Consider the following 20,616-nt stretch of genomic DNA (forward strand, 5'->3'; position numbering starts at 1 on the left):
TAAATTTTTCTGAGGGATAGTAAACTGATGTGGGATGGTTTGCCCGATGGCCCCCTCTTGGCGTGGTATGGGGACGATTTCACGGGAGCAGCGGCGGTTTTAGAAGCCCTGACTTTCTCCGGCCTTCCGTCCGCACTATTTTTTGATTTACCGACAAAAGAACAGCTTGCGAAATTCCCGGACCTCAAAGGAATTGGCATCGCCTCGACCTCTCGCACCCTGGACCCCTCCTGGATGTCCCAGAACTTGCCGAACGCGTTTAAACATCTCGCAAGCCTTGGGCCCCAATTCGTTCACTACAAGACTTGTTCAACACTCGATTCTTCCCCGGAAGTCGGCTCCATTGGCCGTGCCATAGATATAGGGATTGAAACTTTCCGCAATCGTTGGGTTCCCGTCATAATAGCGGCGCCACAGATGCGGCGGTACCAATGTTTCGGAAACCTGTTTGCCGGGACGACCGACGGCGTCTATCGGTTGGACCGCCACCCGGTCATGTCCCGCCATCCGGTCACGCCCATGAATGAAGCAAATGTCGCCCGTCATCTGGAGCGCCAAACGGACCTAAAGATTGATACTATCGACCTCGAGGCCCTATCAATTCCCGCAGCAGCTCAGAAGAAGCTTGATCAGCTCGCCACCAAAGATACCGTCGTCGCCACGATCGATAGCATTGACGCGGGGAGCGAAGCGGCCGTCGGTCGACTGGTGTGGGAAAATCGCGACAAAGTTCAATTCATTGTCGGTTCACAAGGCGTAGAATATGCCCTCATTCGCCACTTGATAAATGAAAACGTCATTTCGCAAGAAGAGGAACCGCCCGCCATTGACGAAGTCGACGTGATCGCTGTCGTTTCAGGCTCCGTATCGCCGACGACCGCAGATCAAATAAATTGGTCCCTTAACAACGGTTTTGCCGGGATTCATTTTGACGCCTCAGCGGCCTGCGGATCTGGTGACAGTCTGGCGGCAATCGAACATACCGTCCTTGAGCAGGCGCTTAACGCACTATCAAAAAAGCAAAGCCCGCTCATCTATACCGCCATCGGGCCGGATGATCCTGCAGTTAATAATTTCAGAAATGCCGTGTCCGGCAGCAATAGCGATATCGCCAAAGTGAACCAGCGGGTTGGTGAAACCCTCGGGCGCATCCTTGGCTCCATTGTTGATAAGGGTAACCTCCGCCGAGCCGTCATCTCGGGCGGCGATACGTCGGGATATGCCGCGCGACAACTCGGGATTTTTGCCTTAACCGCCCTCGCGCCAACAATACCTGGTGCTGCAATATTCCAGGCCCATGCTGACGGCCATTTCGATGGCCTCGAGTTGGCGCTCAAAGGCGGTCAGATGGGAAGCCCGGATTATTTCGGCCGCATCCGCGCCGGAGGAGGGGTGTAACGAATAAATTGCAAGAATTTTGTATTTTGCGGAAATGCAATCCCCATTGTCTGGTTGGCCATCGGCTGATTGTCTTTGTGAGACACAGGTTCAATCGTTTCCTGAGATGATATGCCGCTCGAAAAGCCAGCTTCTTTAGGCCATCCTCCCTGCCGGCCTAAAGTATTCCCCGGTAAAGTCACATTTACCGGGGATTTTTTTGCGTCATAAGCGGCGTTGCCACATTACCAGCGCAAAAAGACACCGCCACACGAATGCAACCGCATTTCCGTTTGGCGAAGAATGGGACAAACGCCCCCGAATTATGCCGCACTAAGCTGCTGCTATTCGGCCTATACCGCATTTCGTTTCGTTGAAACTTAAAAGTTGCGTGGCTGGTTGGGCGGCGTTCATGACTGAAGTGTTTATGGATTGATAAGTGAATCGGGGCGAAATTCTTTGAGCTTCACCGACGTCTAATTTTTAAGGTTATGTTTTCTCGTTGTCGGAATATGAGGTGTGAATTTTCATAGAAATAGTATTTCCATCGGTAACCTCATGAATCACAACATTTCTAACAACTGTCATAGCGGCAGAGTAAGAACGTAATCTATCCGTTTCTATTTTCCGCTGTGTCCCATACCGATTCCAGTTTGACCAACGCCGGCTTGGGAAATATGGACGCCACCAGGGTTGTCCGGATTGTCAGAAGGTCAATCAGGAATGACCGGCGAGGTTAGTCACACTCGACCCCCCTGCCCTTCATGGGGTTGCCCAGCCTGTCCTTGAAAACAGGATCATCAGCCCACTTGCAATTGGCCATAAATTCGGAAAGGGTTTCAGAATATGGACCGGTTGCGTCGCAATTGATTATCCCGGTCATTCGAATTGCGAGACATTTCGATTTAATGGCGTCGCCAGCCTCTCCAACTGTGCCGTCGCAAACAAATCTCCCTGTCGCCGGACCGGCATCTATATTGCAGGCTGCCACCAGGTCGGCGAGCGTCACGGGTGATTGTTGTGCGGCAATTTCGGCGCCGGAATATCCGCACAATACCAAAGAAATCCCCAAACAGAATTTGAAAGAATTAAAGGACCGCATGATTTATCCTCCGGAATCCTAAAAGCACAGGCATCATAGTAATTATTAGTATTTTATCAACTAACTGGGGAGTTTTACAATAATTAGGAAATTCGAGAAAAGCTGCCCATTGGGTGCCCCGGATATGGCTCCGACATGCATCCTGCGCCTGCCATTCTTCATCCCTCAAGCCGGAAACGGAGAGCCGTCCGCGTCTTAGCGCTGCAACCTACGGGGTTTGCCGTCACTCTTTCGCTTTTCCCCGCCGCCCGTTTCTACGTTTCAAACGTCGTCCCGACCTTGCGGATATGGTCATGCTCGGAAGCTGGTCAGCGAAAAAAAAACCACCAGGTAATTTTCTTCTAACAACGCCTTATCGAATGCCGTTTGCAAATACGAAAACCGAATAGATTGAACTGGATCCACAAATAAATATTCGGTTCATCATCGGACCGCCAAACGTCAAGTTCCCGACAATCTCGGGTATTCTAATTTTTCCAATCAGAGTGCCATCCGGCGCAATACAATGCACACCGTCAAAGGCGCTGGACCAGAGACGCCCGTCGCGGTCGATGCGAAGTCCGTCAAACATGCCGGATGTACATTCGGCAAAGATGTCACCTCCGGACAGCCTTCCATTTTCTTCAACATGAAATGCCCTAATATGCGCAGGACCGCCGGATCTGTGGGAAACTCCGGAATCGACAACATAGAGGATTTTTTCATCCGGCGAGAAGGCGAGGCCATTGGGCTTTTCAAAATCAGTTGCGACGCATTTTATTTCACCAGTTGTCGGATCTACGGAATATACATGCTCTCCATCCTGTTCGGGCTTCGCAACGCCGCCTTCATAATCGGTCAAAATCCCATAAGTCGGATCTGTAAACCAGATCGTACCATCTGATTTTACGACCACATCGTTCGGCGAATTTAGACGTTTATTCTCAAAACGATCAGCAATTGTCACGATGGAACCATCATGTTCCGTCCGCGTCACCCGTCGGGTTTGATGTTCGCAGGATATGAGCCTGCCTTGCAAATCAACAGTATTTCCATTTGTAAAATTTGACGGATGCCGGAAAACCGAAACGGACCCATCGGTTTCATCCCAACGCATCATCCGGTTGTTTGGGATATCAGACCACAGCAGATAACGTCCAGCCGCGAACCACGCCGGCCCCTCACACCATCTCGCGCCCGTCCATAGGCGTTCCACTCGAATGTGTTTCGCAAACAGCGCCGAAAACCGGTCATCTATGACTTCAAATCCCGTTCCCTCGATGCGGTCACCTATGTTCATTTCTTACCCTCCATCGGCGGAATTTGCTTTCCGGGCGCTCAGCAACCCCTTCATAATCCGGGTCAAAGGCGATCTTCCTGAGCCTCGTCTTCTGACTCAATGGAAGTATCCGGGCTCGGTGAACGTCGAGCGAGTATCGGTGCGCCACTCGCCAGAAACAAGACCGCCAGGACAAGGAAGCCCTTAAGCACATTTTGGCCCGCGTAATCCCAGCCTATGAGGTTCAGCAGCCCGTCCAACAGGATAAAGAAGAGGGCGCCGCCCCAAACACCGGCCGGTACAGCACGGCCGCCAGAAAGAAGCGTGCCGCCAATCACGACAACAGCGATTGAATCAAGCAGATAATCGTTCCCCAGTTCTACGTTGGGAGCTGAGAACGAGGCCCTCAGGGCCCCCGCAAGTGCCGCGAAAACACCGCAGGCCAGATAGACGGCGGCAAGGATATTCTTTGTTTTAACACCCGCATATCCCGCTGCGCGTCGGGCCTGTCCGAACGCAAGCATGTGAGACCCCCACGTCGTCCATTTCAGGACGAGTGAAACTATCACCGTGAGAAGAATGACAACAACTGCAAATGCGGGGACACCGAAGGGCGCCCAACTGAGAAAACCCTTCAGCGCAGGATCAGCCGAACCTTGAAATCCCTTGGCCAGAGTCAGAGAAATTGCCGACACAATAAGGCTCGTTGCAAGCGTCGCAACGATCGGCGGAATCCGTACGTAGAGAATTGCAACCACACTTATGGCGGCCATCGCAAAGCCGGCGGCGGCGGCGGCGCCAAGACCCAAAACCCAGGATCCGGTGGCCTCGCCGACGGCAATCGATAGCAGTCCGCCGAGAGAAAATACCTTGCCTACTGAAACGTCAATATTCCCCGGTCCGGCGCTCATAACCAGCATCTGTCCCAACCCTACGAGAACAAGGTAAGGCGCCAGCGTGAAGGCCAGCGTCAAGGTCTGCGCCCCACCGGCGCCTGAAACCGCAAAGGTTAGAATAAGGACAATCACTGCGGCCAGAAATGACCATGTCCAGGGCGGGAATGAAAAATTACGAAATGACATCATCGCACCATCCGATCCACGACCAGACGCCCCGCAAGGACCGCAATGACAATGAGGCCCTGGACTGCCGGTTGAAGATTTGACGATAGGTTCAGGAAGGTGAGCAGGACGGTAAGGAGCCCCAAGGTCACCGCACCAACGAGTGTTCCCCAGGGGACGGCTCGGCCGCCGGTGAACATTCCGCCGCCAAGGATCACCGCCGTGATCGTCGTCAGCGTATATCCGGGAACTGCATTAACGTCACCACCACCGATTTCGGCCGACAGGGTGATACCGGAGAGCACGCCGAGGATACCAACCGTGGCGTATGCAAGCATCCTCGTTTTCAGTAGCGATACACCAGAACGTTCGAGCGCAACAGGATTGCTGCCAAGGCTCCGAAAATGGACACCGACCTTGGTCCGTTTCGTGACGAACCAGGTAATCGCGGTGGCGATGATCATCGTGATAATGGGGGCCGGAATCGAAAGCGGCGGTTCCCACTGTATATAATTGAAAAGCCAGTTGGGCACGCGCCCTCCCGGCGAAGGCAGCAGGAAAAGGCCTACACCAAGCCAGATGAACGAGGCCCCAAGCGTTGCAATAAGTGACGGCACGGAGCGCAGTTGGACGAGAGCGCCAAGGAAGGCATAGGCCAGCACGCTCCCGGCCAGGGCCAGAATGCCGATAATCGGGGTTTCTCCCAATAGGGACGCAACCATCGCCGTGATCATCCCGATGAAGAAACCGATACTTAAGTCGATGTCTCCTATACTCATCATCACCATCTGCGCCATTGACCCGATGGCCAGGGCGACAATGGGCGACATGATGAGGGTCAATCCGCTTTGCGACCAGATATGAGGCTGGATTATGCCGCAGATTATGAGGATTATTACCATTGCCACCAGCGTCAGCAAGGCAGGGAGCGCGCGAAGGGCCAGGCCCTTGGGCAAGGCACTCAAGGTTTGTGCAGGACCGGTGACGTTCACCTCGTTAACTCCTCCGACTCCGCGAACGACATCGCTATCATACGTTCGTCCGTAATTTCCGCACCATGCAACTCACCCGCCACACGCCCTGCCCGCAGAACATAGGCGCGATCACAATGCTGCATTTCCGAGTTTTCGCTTGAATACCAGATGATAGTTCGACCTTTCTCGGCCTCGGTTCTGATCAACTGGTAGAGTTCAACCTTGGTGTGAACATCGACACCCCGGAACGGATCATCCAGCAGGATCGTATCCGCTTCGGACGCGAATGCGCGCGCGACGATAACCTTTTGCTGATTACCGCCAGACAGGCCCGTGATTTCCGCCTCTGCGCCCCCTCGGATATTCAGGAGGTCCACCCATTCCGCGACGAGCAATTTCTCTTTATCGATTTGGCGGATGCCACGCTTGGCCAGACGGGATAACGCTGTGATGGAAAGATTCTCGGCAACATTCCATATCGGCAGTATTCCCGATCTCTGCCGATCACCGGGGACGTAAGCACATTTATCGCTGACTTCAACATCGCCGCGTTTGCGGTGCCACAACCTGTCGAGCACCTTTTCCTGTCCCTGTCCGGCGATCCCGGCGAGCCCGATAACTTCACCTTCACATGCAACAATCTCTGTTGGCCTGCCGTCAACCATCGCCATCGGAATCCGCACCGTGACCGGACGCGAACCGTCAAACGCATATTTTTCTGCGACATCGTTTTTTTCTTCGACGGCCACTTCACCACCCATAGCGTCAAACAGGCCCTGCTCGGACACATCGCCCGCGGGATAGATTTTGACAACAGCCCCGTCCTTCATAACCGCCACACGATCACATACTGACAGGATCTCCTTGAGACGGTGGGACACGAGAATGATGGCGAGTCCCGCGTCTTGCACCTTACGAACATAGTTGTAGAGATGTTCGACCGCGCCTCCGCTCAGCGACTCTGTTGGCTCGTCAAGGATTAGCACACGCAGGTCATCGGTAATCGTGGCGCGGGCGATTTCGACCATTTGACGGTCAGCGAGTGGCAGGTCATCGACATAGTCGGCCGGCCTAATCGAGTGGTTGGGAAAAATTTCACTTAGTCGCGCAATGGCCTGTTCAGCCGCCGGGCCATGCCAACGCCACCGGGGCATCCATCCGGCACTCGAAAGAAAAATATTTTCCTTTACGGTGAGTTCGAGGGCCAGCGAGCCCTCCTGATAGGCCATACGCACGCCTGGATATCCGGAACCCGGAGGTGTTGTTACACCGTCGATTTCAATCGTTCCTGAATCCGGCCCTTCAAGTCCACTCAAAACCCTCATAAGAGTGCTCTTGCCAGCGCCGTTGTGCCCTACAATACCAACTACCTCTCCGGAATGCACGTCGAGCGTGACGCCGGAGAGAGCGCGTGTCGACCCGTAAGTCTTAACCGCTTGCCTGACCTGAACGAGAGGTCTGGAATCCATTGTATTACTATTCACTGTCCACCATGCGGTATTAAGGTAGCGGCCAGCGCCACAAGGAGGCGCTGGCCAACTCTAACATAACGCCACATTACCTAACGGGTACAGGCGGAAGCGCAGCATCAGCCACTTTACCGTCGATATTCGCCTGGATTTGAGCGTCGACGAGTTCCTTGGTCCACTGCCATGACGCGATTTCATCATCGCCGACGGCGGCAATCCACTTGTCACGCTCATCATCGCTCACGACCACCGGTGGGAAAATCGTGACCCTTGGTATCTTCTTACCTTGGTAAATATTGACCGCGGTGAATAGGGCGGCAACGCCCTGGCCGGGGTCGGACATAACCGCGACCGAGCCTGGAGCTCCGTTACCTTCCCCCCAGAACTTAAGGGCACGCCCACTTGGCGCGAAGGCGACGACCGGAGCATCCCGCCCAGCGGTTTGGAAAGCCTGAACAGCGCCCAGTCCCTCGCCACAACCAATCACTCCATCGACCTTAGGCAGGCTGGCAATAGTACTGAGCAAAGCCTCTTGCGCCTTGGCGCTGTCGCAAAAAGAGACGATCTCTCCAACGACTTTCACATCCGGATTAGCAGCCAGCAACTTTTTCTGGACAGCGCTCATCTCAATCTCAGGAGGCGAACCCTGAACACCCCGGGCGACGATGACATTCCCCTTGCCGCCAATGGCGTCGATGACAGCCTGCGTCGACAGTCGGGCCCAATCGCCAAAGCTGTTGGTTACGATATAGGCGCATTCGAGATCGGTAGCGCTATCGAAGACCACAACGACGATGCCCATATCACACGCCTTCTGGAGCGTCGGATTCAGGGTTGTCGCGCTGGCAGGATTGACGAGAAGGATGTCGGGTTTTTCAAGCAATAGCGCTTTCAATTGCGCAATTTGCTCGGTTGCAGAGTTCTCCCCCGGTGCATTCGACACCTTCCACGAACTTATAATGCCATCTTTTTCCGCTTTGGCCGCGGCTTCTTCGAACGCCGTGATCATCGAGCGGCGCCAAGCATTGCCAAGAAACGCGTTGCTCAAGGCAACGGAAGGTGCGTCCTTCATTTCTTTAGCAATGGTATCCGATGATGTCGAAGCAAACATCGCCGTCAGAGCGACAATTACCGCCAGACATTTAAATTTACCTATTCCCATATTATTCCTCCCTACTTTGTTGAAGAAGCACCCAAGCAAAAACATACGACCACTCGGATTGCCCGTAAGGGGGAGAAATAGTAAACCGTCTTATATGGCCTTTGCGCCCCCCCTTGAATCAAAACTTATATGATCAGTATACCTATTAGTTGTCAAATGATTCTTCACCGATTGTCGAGCGCCTTAATGACTCATGGTTGCACATTTTCGCATCGTGAGAATTTCCTTAGGCTAGGAAATCCAACATTTTTTCTAGATTCATCAATAATTTCTTATAAAAAAGGACATGGCGATGATATCAACCAGCAACAGTCTTTTTACTGCTTCATCTGGTATGATCAATATACAAACTAAGGTAATTTTGGGCCGACCTGGGGAGAAGAAGGTGCTGTCAACCTAATGCGACTTCGTCCCTATTTGGCGCAATTTTCCATTAGAGCACTCCTGTTACCCCGCACTAAGTTGCTGCCACTCGGTCAGTGTAGTATTTCTTTCACGCTTGAATATTTCTCGGTGCTGTCAGACGAATGCGACCCCGTCTCTGTTTGACGCAAATTGCCAGTAAGGCGCCCCTACTATGCCGCACTAAGTTGCCGCCACTCGGCCAGTGCGGTATTTCTTTGAAGCTTGTATATTTTTCGCTTGGTTAAGTGACGCTCATGGTTGAAGTGGTTGTGGAATGATGAGTGGATTGAGACGAACTTCTGCAAACTTCGCCCGCGCCTGAATTTTAGCATCGCCTGCTCTCGTCGCCGGAAAGGAAGATGGGAGTTCTCACAGCGATTGTTCAACCAACGACCNCGAAAGATTGATGGGAATTGATGTCCGTATGCCTCCAAAAGTACCTTTCGTACGCCGCGTTCATGAAGAAGGTCTTCAACATTTCGAAGTGTAAGCGGAAATCGGAGATACATCATCATCGCCAGGCGGATGATATCAGGAGAGTTTTGAAAACGCGAAAGCGGCTCTAACTTGTCATGCTCGGCGGCTGGTCAGCGAAAAAAAGACCATCAGGCAATTTTCTTCTGACGATGCCTTCTTTCAATGTAATTGGTGGTAATATCGACCTTCTCAAAATCCGGATCCGTTAACACCATCAAAAGAAACGCGAGATTACAACCAGGGCCTTCGATCTTCGTTTGCGACAGGGCCGTCCTCATTCTGGAAATGGCGGCTGCACGGTCTGGGCCTGAAGCAACAATTTTGGCAATCATGGGATCATAGTAAGGGGTGATTTTGTCCCCTTGTTCAACACCGGTGTCAATGCGGAGGTCGTCCGTCTGCTCCGGAAACTGAAGACAGGTCAGGGTGCCAGGAGAAGGCATGAAATTTTTCTCCGGCCGTTCGGCATAAATACGACATTCCAGGGCATGCCCGGTCAGGTCAAAATCTTCCTGTCTGGCCGCCGTGAATGCCCCCGTTGCGGCCTCGATCTGCCAACGAACCAGATCAATCCCGGTGACCATTTCCGTCACGGCATGTTCCACCTGGATACGTGTATTCATTTCGAGAAAGTAGAAATCCTTCCGGTCGCAATCATAGATAAACTCGACGGTACCCGCGCCGAGGTAGGATTGGTGCCGAACCAAAATAAGGGCCGCTTCCTGCATTCGGATGCGAATATCTTTCGGTAACGCCGGTGCCGGTGCCTCTTCTATAATTTTCTGGAAGCGACGCTGTATCGTGCAGTCGCGATCAAAAAGATGAATGCCCTCACCATTCCCAAAGCCGAATATCTGAACTTCGACATGGCGCGCATTTGCCACATATCTTTCAAGAAAAACGGAAGGATCGCCGAAAATGCGTCCTGCCAGCTTTTGCGTCGTTTCGATTTGTGCGTCAAGTTCTTCCGCGGACGAGACGGCACGCATTCCGATACCGCCGCCACCTGCCGCCGCTTTGATCAACAATGGATAGCCAATCTTATCGGCAATATCTTTCTTATCAACGTCGTCGCTGGGCTGGAATCGACCGCTGCCGGGCGCCACCGGCACGCCTAGGCTTATTGCAAGTGCGCGCGCCCGTTCCTTGTCACCCATGGCGTCAATCGTTGCCGGATCAGGCCCGATCCACAGATGGCCCGCTTCCTGGACCGCCCGGGCAAATGCGGCATTCTCCGCGAGCAATCCATATCCCGGATGAACCGCATTTGCTCCGCTTTCCTGCATAACCCGAAGGATTGCCCTAACATCCAGATAGCTCTCATTCACCGGCGGCGGCCCGATTTCATAAGCCTCATCGGCAATTCTGACATGCAATGCCTCCCGATCCGCTTCCGAATACACGGAAACAGTCTTTATCCCCATCTTCTTGCAGGTACGAATTATACGGCAGGCAATTTCACCGCGATTGGCAATCAGCAGTTTCTCAACAGTTTTCATTGTGCTCTTTCAATTATCACTTCGATTGGTATTTGGAATTTAGTCCTGATTGCGCGCGGCTGAATTTGGAGCCGGGGCAAGTTTTGCTGCCTGCTCTTGCTCCAATAGCCAGATGGAGCGCCGCTGACTGATAACGACGACTCCAAGCACCAATATGGCTGCCGCGTCAATCCACCATTCATTCGCGGCAATCAACGCCCCCGTAACAACAAGGAATATGGCAAATGGCGGCGATATCCGCTTGCGGTAAAACCGTCCGCCTCCGATCGCCATCAACATCGACGCAATAAGCCCCATGATCAGCGACCATATAATTTCCCCTGTTCCGGCTTCCAAAAGAACGGCCGGCCGGAACACGAAAAAGAGCGGCAAAAGATATTTCATCAAGGCGAGCCGTATCGAGACGATGGAGACAGACCACCAGTCCGTTTTCGCAATTACCGCCGCCGTGAACACCGCCGTGCAGACGGGAGGCGTCAGGGCCGACAGCAAGGCGGAATAGAAAACAACGAAATGCGCAACCAGCGGATCGATGTCGAGGCTGATCAACGCCGGAGCGGCAACCGCCGCCGCCAGCAGATAAGCCGCCGTCGTCGGCATTCCCATACCCAGCACCAACGCCACCAGCATGGACAGAATGACTCCGATGAAAATCTGGCCATCCCCGATATTGACGATCGTTTCCGACAGCTTGATCCCGGAACCGGTCAATCCGATAAGGGAAAGAGAGAGCTGCGCGGTCACCAGCAAGGCAAGGATACCCGTAATGCCGAAAGCGGCGGCGACAACTGCCTTTTGCAAATTCGCAAATCTCTCTTTCAGATCGTTACCGCCGAACAGGCCGATCAGCAGATACAGCCCGACATTCGTGCAGATAGCGTAGAACGCCGCGAGCGTCGGCGTATTCCCTGAAAACATGCTCGTCAGCAATACTCCGAGTGTGACGACGAGCGGGCCGATCCGACCCGGCGCCAGAACTTCCTCTTTTGTTGGGATGTCCTTTTCCTCGAAGGAGCGCATATTCTCACGACGGGCCTCGACGTCAATCGACATCCAGACGCAGGCGTAAAACAATAGGGCGGGAATAATCGCGGCATAGACGATGTCCAGATACGGAACCGAAAGCAGCTCCGCCATCACAAAGGCCCCTGCCCCCATAATCGGCGGGGTAATCTGACCCCCGGAAGAGGCTGTTGCCTCAACTGCGCCGGCAAATTTTGACTTGTAACCCAGTCGTTTCATGGCGGGAATGGTAAACGCACCCGTGCTGGCGACATTGGCAACGGCCGCCCCATTCAGCATGCCGAACAGCGCGCTTGAGACCGTCGCGACCTTGGCCGCGCCGCCCGGAAACCGCCCGGCCGCAATCAGCGCCATATCCATAAATGTCTGCGCCGCCCCTGTCGCCATGAGAAAGGCGCCAAAAATGATAAAAATGGCAATAAGGTTGGCGGAAAGGCCCGTAACCGTTCCCCATATCCCCTCGGTACCAAGATACAAATGCTCTATCAGATAGGTAAAATCAAAACCCGGATGCCCCCATGTGCCGGGGATATACTGCCCGAGCAACGTATAGAGCAGCATGACAATCGCAAGAACGGGAAGCGCCGGTCCGGTGGTCCGCCAGGCGGCGATGAGCAAAATGATTGTCAGAATGGATCCGAAGACAAGTTCAACGGGACGGACAGTGAGAATGAAAGATTCCGTGATCCTGGCTTCCTGGGTCAGGATATAGACCGTCGTGGCAATGGCCAGCGCAGCAAAAATTATATCTATGATGCGGGCAAATTTATACCCGCCTGCGGCGGCACCATAAAAGCGGGCAAAGCCCAGAAAGACGATGGTGAGCCCCAGACCGACATGAATAGCTCGTTGCGACAAGGGGGGTAATTGCCCGAAACCGGCGGTGTAAAGCTGAAACAGGACAAGGGCCATACAAAGAGCCCACATGACAGGACGGTAAAGCCGGGGCAATGCGTCAAGCCCGCGTTCCTCGTCTTCGTCTTTTAGTACGTCTCCCACGCTCATCTGCTTTTCCCTGCCGCACTATTATTCGAGCTGATTTTTTGATGAAGGCGCGCCTGTTACATGCGCCGTTCATTTTGCATTGCGGAAAGGTCCAGCGCGCAATACGCGCCAGACCGGTATCTGCAATACCTGCTTTGTTACTTCATTTCCGGAGGAATAAGCCGTTCAGGCACGTCCAGCCCACGCGAGCGGTAGAACTTCACCGCGCCGCTATGAAGCGGAATGGTAATCAGGTTCAGTGAATCCTGCATCACGTCCAGCTTGCCGAACGACGGAAACGCCGCGACCTGCGGTCCGGGGTTGTCGACGACGCCTTCAAGGATGGCAATCACCTGTTCATCTGTCAGGCTGTCGGCAAGCGCGAACTGACCGATAACCTGTACCGGCGATGTAAAGGCCGGGAAATTCTCCACTTCATTATCCTTGTATTTCTGGAAGTTGATGAAAGGGAATTTTTCCTTGACCTTCGCCACTTCTTCTTCCGTGAACCCAAGAAGGCGAATGGGCGTGAAGGCCATCAGTTCAAGGGTTGTACCGTCAAGAACTGCCGTTCCGCCTGCTTTCACATAGCCGTTTGACCGATTGTCCTTCACCGCAGCCACGGCGTCCGCGAGGCTGGCCCGGAAGAGTTCCGGCTTCACATCAACCGCCTCCAGCATCTGGATCGCCAACTGCTCTGTCGCGGAACCACGCTGGCCGGGGGTGAATTCCTTACCCGCAAGATCAGAGATGGACTTGATTCCGGAATCTTCGCGAACAACCCAGGCCTGGAGGGCTGGCGCATGCACCCAGAGACCGCGGAGGTTCGGCATGGCATTGCCCTCGAACTTCCCGATCCCCTTATAAGCCTGATAGATCGTAGCATATGTTCCAAGGCCCATGTTAATCTGGCCCTGGCCGATCCGCTTGAGGTTATCGACGGCGCCACCAGTCGAAATAACCGTAATATCAACGGCCTCGCCCGATTTCTCGTTAATCGCCTTGGCCGCCGCAGCGGCGTAGGTGTAATGAACTGATTTAAGTGCCGTAGTACCAAACGCAATCCGGTCGGCGGCTTGCGCACCGCCGGCTACCATAAATACGGCACAAATGGCCGCGAGACTGTTACGTATTTTCATTGTTATTTCCTTCCCTGTTAGAAAAATTAAATCCGCTTTCGGCAATGTCGTTTCTACCGCCACCGGCATGGCACCCGTCAGGGTGATACTCCCGCCTTTCCTTTCGGGCCGAGATTGGCCCTGAGACGACTTTCCGCGAGCGCAATAAACTCGCAAAGGATCGGGCGGGTTTCACTTGGATCGATTATTTCCTCGACCGCAAACGCTTCTGCTGTCCTGAACGGCGAGGCATAGGCCCTGAGTTCCGCTTCCAGTTCTTTTTCCCTGGCTTTGGGATCGTCAGCGCTCTCGATGTCACGGCGGAACGCGGCGGCAACGCCGCCTTCCACCGGCAGGGAACCCCATTCTCCCGTCGGCCAGCTTATTTTCAGATCGATATCGTTCTTGTTGCAGGTGGCCATCCCGGCCATGCCATAACATTTTCGGATCACCACCGTGATCGTCGGCACGGTCAACTGGCCGGCCACGTAAACAGCTCGCATTCCTTCGCGCAAGGTCGCTTCCTGCTCCGCTTTCAGACCCACCATAAAGCCGGGTACATCTACAAGGAAGACCAGCGGAATGTGAAAGGTATCGCACAGCTCCATAAAGTGGATCTGCTTATGAGCCGAGGAGGCATCCATCGCACCGGAATAGAACTTCGGATTATTCGCAATGACGCCAACCGGGCGACCGTCCAGCCGCGCAAGTGATGTGATGACCGATTTTCCATTCGTCGGCTGGATTTCAAAGACAGAACCCTTGTCGACAACAAGATCAATGAGATCATGCATGCTGTAGGGCTGCGTCCGCTTTTCTGGCACTATATCCCGCAGCTTTATCTCGCAGCGATCAACCGGATCGTCGCAGGGCAGGACAGGCGGCAGTTCCCATACATTCTGCGGCATGAAACTGAGGAAACGGCGAATCTGCTCAAATGCCTCGTCCTCCGTGTCAACCGCATTATGGATTGTCCCGGCCTTGTCAACGGCCACCGACGCACCGCCAAGCTCCTCCTTATGGATATCGCGCCCCAATGACCGCTTCACAACGGGCGGGCCTGCCGCAAAAATCTGGCTCGTCCCGCGAACCATGATCGAGAAATGCGATAGAATTGCGCGTCCCGCTGGCCCCCCGGCCGCAGTTCCCAACACAGCGGAGACGACAGGGACCTCCCCAAGAAGCTGAACCGATCGTTCAAAACCATGAACTCCCGGAAACGCAACATAACCGCGCTTCTTGGCCGAAGTCACCGTTCCTCCGGCTCCGTCAATCAGATTGACCAGAGGAATTTTATAGTAATGGGCGAGATCTTCGATAAAGCCGCCCTGCCCGCCCTTGCGCCGCGCCGCGCCAAAGGTCGTTCCGCCGCGCACGGTAAAATCCTCACCGCCAATGGCAACGGGACGGCCATTGACGCGCGCCATACCGGCCACATAGGGCGCCGGGGTGACCCGCACCAACTTGTTATTTTCGTCATATTCCCCGGAACCACCAAGAGTTCCGATCTCGCGAAGACTTTCCTCATCAAGCAGCCTGGCAAAACGCTCTCGAACCGTCAGCCGGCCGTTGGCATGCTGCCGCTTGATCGCCTCCGGCCCACCCATTTCAAGGGCGGCAAGGCGGCGAAATCGAAGTTCCTCATTCATGGTACTTGCGGCGCCCTCGCCCTGACCAGCTTTGTTATTGTCGGATTTCAGCTTTCGATCGTGCATAGCACCTGATCCTCATCCACCGATTCTTCGGGTTGGACTTTCAACTCGGCAAGCGTGCCGTCGACCGGCGCCTCGACCGGGATTTCCATTTTCATCGATTCCAGAATCATGATGGTGTCGCCGGTTTTGACCGCGTCACCCACTTTCATTTCCACTTTCCAGACCGAGCCAATTACCTCGGAAGCAACATTCGTGATGGTCATACAAGTCTCTCCAATTTGCGGCGTTTAAAAGGTTGTCGGCCAGTTGGCCAGGTTATGGCGGCCGATCCCGCGTGTGCGTCTCAACTGCTGAATTTTGAGTTCTTCAATGAGATATCTCCGGGTGTCCTGCGGAGCGATAACGTTCTGTGCCGCAAAAATCTGGGCAAGCCCGAGATAGGTGCTGTTGCGCTCCATCTCGTCCCGGATGGCCTGCTTTTCCTCATCACTGACTTCGCGCCCCCAGGTGACCACCTCGGTGGCATATTGCGGGTCCATGAAACTGACTTCGGCGGTCGGCCAGGCGGCGACAGAATCGGAATTCCGCCCGCCTCCCATATTGAGATACGCCTGTCCATAACTCTTGCGCATGATCACGGAAAGCTTGGGCACCGTGCACATTTGCAGGGCCGTCATGAAGTTCATGATCTTACCCGGCGCCTTCTTTTTCTCGCCCTCGATGCCGATCACGAAGCCTGGTGTATCCACCAGCATGACGATCGGAATATTGAAGGAGTCGCACATCACCAGAAAACGAGTCACCTTTTCACAGCCGGCCACATCCAGCGCGCCGGCTTTGGCAATCGGATTATTAGCGACGATACCGACAACCCCGCCATCCAGACGGCCAAGGCCGGTTACGGCCGTCCGCCCAAAGCGCGGCTTGAACTCGAAAAAGCTCTCCAGATCGACGATGCAGTTGATAATCTTGCGGACATCATAGCCACGCTTGCGACTATCGGGCAGAATCTTCGTAATCTTCTCCGCTTCCTTATCGCTTCCCTCCGGGACCGGCGCCAGTGGTGGCGTTTCGCCATTATGAGAGGGCATGTACGACAGGAACTTCCGGATTTCCGCGAGAGCTTCCTCGTCCGTATCGACGACACGATCGACCAAGCCTGTCTCCTCGCTGTGGAGTTTCCAGCCGCCCAGATCTTCAGGTTCGACCTTCTGCCCAATGGCAAGGGACGCCAATGCCGGGCTCGCCACCGCGAAAACGGCGCCTTTGCGCATGACCGTAAAATCAGCAAGACATGAATACCAAGCGGAAGAACCAAAACACTGACCAAGAACCGCTGAAACCCAGGGTGTCTCGCGCACCCGCGCATATTGATGGGGATCATTGCCGAGCATGGTACCCATGCCTTCCGATCCCATATTGTCCGGCATCCGCGCGCCGGAAGATTCTCCGAGAAAGATCAGGGGGAAGCCGCGATCGGTCGCCGTCCGCTTGATATGACCAATCTTCTTCATGTTGGTCACGCTGGAGGAAGCTCCCTTGACCGTAAAGTCATTGGAGACCACACCGACCATACGGTTATCAATCAGGCCAAATCCGGCGACCTTACCATCCGCCGGTGTTTTCTCCCGGTCCTCGTCAAAAACCGTGGAAACACCGAGGAGACCGTTTTCCGAGAAGCTGCCCGGATCGAGTAGCGCGTCTAGACGGCTCCGGGCATTCATGAGCCCGGCCGCCTCGCGCCGTGCAATTTTCTCCTTGCCCCCCATCTGCCGCGCCACATCTTCGCGCGCGCGCAGAAGCTTCAGGTGATCTTCGAGAGTTTCGGGGATAGCATCCTCACTCATTTACTTGCTCCAACTGATTTTTCTTCTTGTTCTTTTTCATGACCGATTGAAGCCGTGTGGCTTTTTACCGTCGCGTTTTTCTCGAGCCGTTCAATCTCCTGGCGGGAAAGATGCAGCTCGCTCTCAAGGACATCATATGTATCCTCCCCGCACTGGGCGCCGGCCCGCCATATCGCGCCCGGCGTGCCCGAGAGTTTCGGCACCACGCCAGCAACGGCGACATCACCGAGCGCCGGATCCGCCGCATGAACGAGCATCTCCCGCGCCTGAAAATGCGGATCATCGAATATGTCATCCATTTTGTAGATACGAGCCGCCGGGACATTCGCCGCCAGAAGTTCTTCCTCGATCTGCTCGACTGATTTTGTCCGGGTCCAGTCGCTGATATGGCGGTCGCAGTCATCCTCATTCTCAGCACGGGCAACGGCCGTCCTGAATTTTGGTTCCTCCGCAAGTTCCGGCTTTCCGATCACCTCAGCGAGCCGATAGAAAACCGGATCAGACGCCGCCGCAATCACGACAAAGCGATTGTCCAGCGTGGGGTATATCGAGTTCGGCGTATTGCCGGGCAGCCGCGACCCGGCCCGCTCCGCGATTTTTCCAAGTTGTTGAAACGCCGGTACATGCGGCTCCATAAAGCTGAAGGAAGATTCGTAAAGGGCGGCATCGACTACCTGACCGACACCCGTGCGATGACGCTCAACCACCGCCATCATCGCGCCGAAAGCGCCATAAAGGCCGGTGATGTAATCGGTGAGTGACGTCGCAACACGGGGTGGCGGCCTGTCGGGATCACCCGTAATCTCGCGAAGTCCGCTGACAGCCTCGCCAACCACGCCATAGCCGCTCCGGTTGCTATAGGGGCCGGACTGACCAAAGCCACTGATCCGGACAAGGATCAGGCCCGGATTCTCTTTCTTGAGATCGTCATACCCGAGCTCCCAGCGCTCCAGCGTACCAGGGCGAAAATTCTCGACCACAATATCCGCGCCCAGACATAAACGCCGCACGAGTTGTCGCCCCTCCTCCTGCCGCATATTGATGGATACAATCCGCTTGTTCCGGAAAATGGACGTTCCGTAGAGCGACCGCCCCTCCCGGCGCGTGCCCATGGAGCGCACCGCATCTCCCTCCGGCTGCTCCACCTTGATGACATCGGCGCCAAAGTCGGCCATCAATCTTGCGCAGAACGGTCCGGCGACAGTAGAGCCCAGCTCAATAACACGCAGTCCCCTAAGCGGACCCGCGCCACTTCTTTTGTTTTTATCATCTGCTGTCATCAGCGGACCGCTCTCACAGCAGAAAGTCGTTGAATTTGAGAAACCATTGCCGGGCGCTGCGAATATTCTTGCGCTTCAGGTCCTCCGCCAGTTCAACATCACCGGCGCGCATGGCCTGCAAAATTTCCCGATGCTGACGGAACCCTTCACTTGCCCGGCCCGGCACCAGCATCAGCCGCCTTGTCATGCTCAGCACCCGGTCATAGATATCGTCCAGCAACCCCTGGAGCGTTCCGCTGCCCGCAGCATCAATGCAGCTCCGGCGAAATTCCGCGATGGCCGCCATATAGGCGTTGAAATCATTTTCCGCGACGGCCTTTTCCAGATCGTCCCCGAAAAGCGCGATCAGATCGTCCCAATATTCAGGCTCGGTATTCTGTGTTGCCAGCCGGACCATCAGGCCTTCCAGCACTTCACGAACGTCAAACAGCTCCAGAAAGCTGTCTGCCTCCAACCGCATGACAACGGCGCCCTTGTTCGGAATTCGCTCGATCAGGCCGCGCTCTTCCAGAATGCCGAACGCGTCGCGAACCCGGGATCGCGAAACAGAAAATTCCTCCGCCAGCTCATTCTCTCGAATACGGGACCCGGGGGGCATCAGATTATTCACGATCCGCCGCCGTAGCTCGACAACCAGTTTGTCTGTGTCTGAGCCCGCTGATTTCTGATTTGGGTCGACCACTGGAAATTTTGTGACGTTTTTGTTGTTCATATTATTCTTTTGAATATTTGATTTCCCTATTATGCAAACGATAGGAATTGCCAATAATATTGTCAACAATATATTTAACAATTTTGTTGCTGATAAATCTGGGAAGAATAAAGTCAGGTTTTTCGCATATCCCACGTAAATTAAATGGCCGAACTGGTGCCCCCAATGACGGACGGTCTCATAACAGATATCGATGCCCCGTTCGTGCAGAAGAGCTTCATTTTTTCACAGAAAAATGGAAACCTGACTTAGATCATCACCGCAAGGCGGATGGTTACAGGTGACGTTTTGAAATAGTGGAATGAATGATGTTTTTTTTATTCATGCAGAGGAGGAAACGAAAAATTGCGAGACTAGACAATTTTTTCTGACAGTACCCTTTCTGTAATTTATTCAGTTATTGACGTGACAGTTCACGAAAAAAGATAAGTGCCACCGATAAGAACCCAGGCGGCGATGAAGAGTGTTTCCAGTGTGATGAGAAGCATGGGCTGATAGNCCAATTACCTTCATCGCGGCACGGTAAGAACGCAATCTGTCCGTTACAATCACTTGAGGTTTCCCATACCGTTTCATGATTTTCTTAAGAAAAACCATTGCTGCCTGGCGGTCGCGTCGCTTGGAAACAAAGGCTTCCAGAATCTCACCCTCGTGGTCAACGGCACGCCACAGGTAATATGTCTCGCCATTGATCTTCACAAATACTTCGTCCAGGTGCCATCGCCAGTTGGAGTGATTCCGGGAAGAAGGATGAAGTCGTTTCTTACGGATCTCGCGCGCAAACAGGGGACCAAATCTATTCCACCAATAGCGGACTGTTTCATGGCAGATATCAATGCCGCGTTCATGAAGAAGATCTTCGACATTGCGAAGAGAAAGCGGAAACCTGACATACATCATCACCGCAAGGCGAATGATCTCAGGTGAAGTTTTAAAATAGCGAAATGGATTATGTTCTGTTATTCAGAGAGAGTAAGAAGCAATAGATTGGGGGACAAGCTATTTTCTTCTGACAGTACCAGACCAGAGCGTTAAAATTGATTGTACTTTAATAAAAGAGCATCAACTGCACACCCAAATTTCATTGCCACTACATTCAGTAATTTATTCAGTTATTGACGTGACAATTCAAGAAAAAAGATAAGTGCCACCGATAAGAACCCAGGCGGCGATGAAGAGTGTTTCCAGTGTGATGAGAAGCATGGGCTGATAG

At 53.8% G+C, this 20,616-nt stretch carries 16 protein-coding genes and 2 pseudogenes; 1 reads left to right on the top strand and 17 read right to left on the bottom strand.

The annotated features are described in order from the left end of the window. Nucleotides 1-27 precede the first annotated feature (27 nt). Complete coding sequence (locus tag GQF03_RS02290) at nt 28-1,398, top strand: four-carbon acid sugar kinase family protein (protein WP_161337569.1); 1,371 nt, start codon at nt 28-30, stop codon at nt 1,396-1,398. 715 nt (nt 1,399-2,113) lie between these two features. Here the strand turns inward: GQF03_RS02290 and GQF03_RS02295 are convergent. The 17 genes and pseudogenes from GQF03_RS02295 to GQF03_RS02370 form a co-directional block, all read right to left on the bottom strand. Continuing rightward, the gene (locus GQF03_RS02295; protein WP_161337570.1) at nt 2,114-2,479 is read right to left on the bottom strand and encodes a hypothetical protein; all 366 of its coding nucleotides are present in this window, start codon (nt 2,477-2,479) and stop codon (nt 2,114-2,116) included. A 352-nt stretch (nt 2,480-2,831) separates the two neighbouring features. Next, the gene (locus GQF03_RS02300) at nt 2,832-3,758 is read right to left on the bottom strand and encodes an SMP-30/gluconolactonase/LRE family protein (RefSeq protein ID WP_162858403.1); all 927 of its coding nucleotides are present in this window, start codon (nt 3,756-3,758) and stop codon (nt 2,832-2,834) included. 62 nt (nt 3,759-3,820) lie between these two features. Continuing rightward, on the bottom strand, nt 3,821-4,822 hold the full coding sequence (locus GQF03_RS02305) for an ABC transporter permease (RefSeq protein ID WP_206376101.1): 1,002 nt from the start codon (nt 4,820-4,822) through the stop codon (nt 3,821-3,823). Next, entirely contained in the window at nt 4,819-5,763 is a 945-nt protein-coding gene (locus tag GQF03_RS02310; protein WP_206376103.1) for an ABC transporter permease, read from the bottom strand. Before GQF03_RS02310 ends, GQF03_RS02305 begins: the two co-directional genes overlap by 4 nt. A 23-nt stretch (nt 5,764-5,786) precedes the next feature. Next, nucleotides 5,787-7,241, bottom strand: a complete 1,455-nt coding sequence (locus tag GQF03_RS02315) for a sugar ABC transporter ATP-binding protein (RefSeq protein WP_161337571.1) — start codon at nt 7,239-7,241, stop codon at nt 5,787-5,789. An 88-nt stretch (nt 7,242-7,329) separates the two neighbouring features. After that, complete coding sequence (locus GQF03_RS02320) at nt 7,330-8,403, bottom strand: substrate-binding domain-containing protein (RefSeq protein ID WP_161337572.1); 1,074 nt, start codon at nt 8,401-8,403, stop codon at nt 7,330-7,332. Nucleotides 8,404-8,978: 575 nt separating this feature from the next. Beyond that, complete coding sequence (locus GQF03_RS19150; protein WP_161337573.1) at nt 8,979-9,323, bottom strand: DDE-type integrase/transposase/recombinase; 345 nt, start codon at nt 9,321-9,323, stop codon at nt 8,979-8,981. Nucleotides 9,324-9,413: 90 nt separating this feature from the next. Next, nucleotides 9,414-10,784 (bottom strand): acetyl-CoA carboxylase biotin carboxylase subunit, encoded by a 1,371-nt coding sequence (locus GQF03_RS02330; protein WP_161337574.1) that lies wholly within the window; start codon nt 10,782-10,784, stop codon nt 9,414-9,416. A 39-nt stretch (nt 10,785-10,823) separates the two neighbouring features. Then, entirely contained in the window at nt 10,824-12,812 is a 1,989-nt protein-coding gene (locus GQF03_RS02335; protein ID WP_161337575.1) for a TRAP transporter permease, read from the bottom strand. Between the two features lie 137 nt (nt 12,813-12,949). Further along, the gene (locus tag GQF03_RS02340; protein WP_161337576.1) at nt 12,950-13,930 is read right to left on the bottom strand and encodes a TAXI family TRAP transporter solute-binding subunit; all 981 of its coding nucleotides are present in this window, start codon (nt 13,928-13,930) and stop codon (nt 12,950-12,952) included. A gap of 77 nt (nt 13,931-14,007) precedes the next feature. Then, nucleotides 14,008-15,624 (bottom strand): acyl-CoA carboxylase subunit beta, encoded by a 1,617-nt coding sequence (locus tag GQF03_RS02345; RefSeq protein WP_206673072.1) that lies wholly within the window; start codon nt 15,622-15,624, stop codon nt 14,008-14,010. Beyond that, on the bottom strand, nt 15,606-15,827 hold the full coding sequence (locus GQF03_RS02350) for an acyl-CoA carboxylase biotin carboxyl carrier protein subunit (protein WP_162858404.1): 222 nt from the start codon (nt 15,825-15,827) through the stop codon (nt 15,606-15,608). The genes GQF03_RS02345 and GQF03_RS02350 overlap by 19 nt, the downstream gene beginning before the upstream one ends. Nucleotides 15,828-15,851: 24 nt before the next feature. After that, a complete protein-coding gene (locus GQF03_RS02355) occupies nt 15,852-17,411 on the bottom strand; it encodes an acyl-CoA carboxylase subunit beta (RefSeq protein WP_161337577.1) in 1,560 nt (519 codons plus the stop codon). Further along, on the bottom strand, nt 17,408-18,691 hold the full coding sequence (locus GQF03_RS02360; protein ID WP_161337578.1) for a CaiB/BaiF CoA transferase family protein: 1,284 nt from the start codon (nt 18,689-18,691) through the stop codon (nt 17,408-17,410). Before GQF03_RS02360 ends, GQF03_RS02355 begins: the two co-directional genes overlap by 4 nt. A gap of 13 nt (nt 18,692-18,704) precedes the next feature. Continuing rightward, the gene (locus GQF03_RS02365) at nt 18,705-19,403 is read right to left on the bottom strand and encodes a GntR family transcriptional regulator (protein ID WP_161337579.1); all 699 of its coding nucleotides are present in this window, start codon (nt 19,401-19,403) and stop codon (nt 18,705-18,707) included. A 141-nt stretch (nt 19,404-19,544) separates the two neighbouring features. Next, a pseudogene (locus tag GQF03_RS19155) lies at nt 19,545-19,660 on the bottom strand (IS6 family transposase); the annotation flags it as partial. Nucleotides 19,661-19,853: 193 nt separating this feature from the next. Continuing rightward, nucleotides 19,854-20,366 (bottom strand): annotated as a pseudogene (locus GQF03_RS02370) (IS6 family transposase); the annotation flags it as partial. Nucleotides 20,367-20,616 lie beyond the last annotated feature (250 nt).

The sequence above is a fragment of the Sneathiella chungangensis genome, assembly GCF_009882935.1.
In the GTDB taxonomy this organism is placed as follows: domain Bacteria; phylum Pseudomonadota; class Alphaproteobacteria; order Sneathiellales; family Sneathiellaceae; genus Sneathiella; species Sneathiella chungangensis.